The organism is Microcystis sp. M53603_WE2 (assembly GCF_030065435.1).
Map to the genome: position 1 here is coordinate 1 of NZ_JASJFF010001368.1, position 1,709 is coordinate 1,709.

At 45.1% G+C, this 1,709-nt stretch carries 2 protein-coding genes; one reads left to right on the top strand and one right to left on the bottom strand.

Going from position 1 to position 1,709, the window contains the following annotated elements:
- The first annotated feature begins 268 nt into the window (after positions 1-268).
- On the top strand, positions 269-1,453 hold the full coding sequence (locus PX481_RS28715) for an NAD(P)H-quinone oxidoreductase subunit H (RefSeq protein WP_002760089.1): 1,185 nt from the start codon (positions 269-271) through the stop codon (positions 1,451-1,453).
- A gap of 41 nt (positions 1,454-1,494) precedes the next feature.
- Here PX481_RS28715 and PX481_RS28720 read toward each other — a convergent pair whose 3' ends face one another.
- The gene (locus tag PX481_RS28720; RefSeq protein ID WP_288057729.1) at positions 1,495-1,629 is read right to left on the bottom strand and encodes a hypothetical protein; all 135 of its coding nucleotides are present in this window, start codon (positions 1,627-1,629) and stop codon (positions 1,495-1,497) included.
- Between the last annotated feature and the right edge of the window lie 80 nt (positions 1,630-1,709).

Consider the following 1,709-nt stretch of genomic DNA (forward strand, 5'->3'; position numbering starts at 1 on the left):
ACCAGTTAGAAGGTATTGGGGGATGGGGTGATGGGGTGATGGGTGTGGGGTGTGGGGAGCGCCGGAGATGGGAGATCCGGAGAATAAATAAAAATAATCTCCTGACTACTGATTACTGATCAGTGATCACTGATTACTGATCACTGATTACTGATTACTGATCACTGATTACTGATCACTGATTACTGATACCCGATAGTCCTTGTGTATTGTCGAAGCGTTTACTTATAATAACTTTAAAAAGATTTTCGGGATCATCGGTAGCCCTATGGCAAAAATTGAAACGAGAACAGAACCCATGGTTTTAAACATGGGACCCCATCACCCGTCAATGCACGGAGTTTTGCGCTTAATCGTCACCCTCGACGGGGAAGACGTGATTGACTGTGAACCCGTAATCGGTTATCTTCATCGGGGCATGGAAAAAATTGCCGAAAATCGCACTAATGTCATGTACGTTCCCTACGTTAGTCGTTGGGATTACGCCGCAGGGATGTTTAACGAGGCGATTACGGTCAATGCTCCCGAAAAATTAGCCGATATCGCCGTTCCCAAACGAGCGCAATATATCCGGGTGATTATGTTGGAACTCAACCGCATCGCTAACCATTTACTCTGGTTAGGCCCCTTTATGGCGGATGTAGGCGCACAAACTCCCTTTTTCTACATTTTCCGGGAACGGGAGATGATTTATGACCTCTGGGAAGCTGCCACGGGAATGCGGTTAATTAATAATAATTATTTCCGTATTGGTGGCGTGGCGGTGGATTTACCCTACGGATGGGTGGATAAGTGCGTGGATTTCTGTGACTATTTTGACCCCAAAGTGGACGAATACGAGAAATTAATCACTAATAACCCGATTTTCCGCCGTCGTATTGAAGGGATAGGCTGCATTACCAGAGACGAAGCGATTAACTGGGGTTTATCTGGTCCGATGTTACGCGCTTCCGGGGTGAAATGGGATTTAAGAAAAGTTGACCATTACGAGTGTTACGACGATTTTGACTGGGAAGTGCATTGGGAAACCGCCGGCGATTGTTTTGCTCGTTATCTGGTGCGGATTCGGGAAATGCGCGAATCGGTGAAAATTATCCGGCAAGCACTGAAAGGTTTACCCGGTGGTCCCTACGAAAATCTGGAAGCAAAACGGATGGCAGAAGGGAAAAAATCAGCTTGGAATGATTTTGACTATCAATATATCGCCAAAAAAGTCGCCCCCACTTTCAAAATTCCTAAAGGTGAACATTATGTGCGCTTGGAAAGTGGTAAAGGGGAATTAGGTATCTTTATCGTCGGTAATGATGATGTTTTCCCTTGGCGTTGGAAAATTCGGGCCGCCGATTTTAATAATCTTCAAATTCTGCCCCATATCCTCAAAGGGGTAAAAGTTGCCGATATTATGGCGATTTTAGGCAGTATTGATATTATTATGGGGTCAGTCGATCGCTAAATATCCTTCAGGGTGGGTTATCTTATTAACTCACCCTAGTTTTAGCCTAGTCTCATGTAATACCTGGACTTCCCCCATACATAGGGTTTGCTGAAAAAGTTGTTCGTGGGGGCAGGGTGTGGGGTGTGGGGTGTGGGGTGTAGGGTGTAGAGTTTTACCAGTTTTGAGGTGGCCAATTACCTAATTTTCAGGGAAAAAGTGCCTAAATTTCGCCCCGATCACTCCCATATCTGGTACTTTTTGATTGACAAAAAGT

Excerpts from the sequence above, each read along its gene's own strand:
- PX481_RS28715 (WP_002760089.1), top strand. The coding sequence starts at position 269 with ATGGCAAAAATTGAAACGAGAACAGAACCCATGGTTTTAAACATGGGA.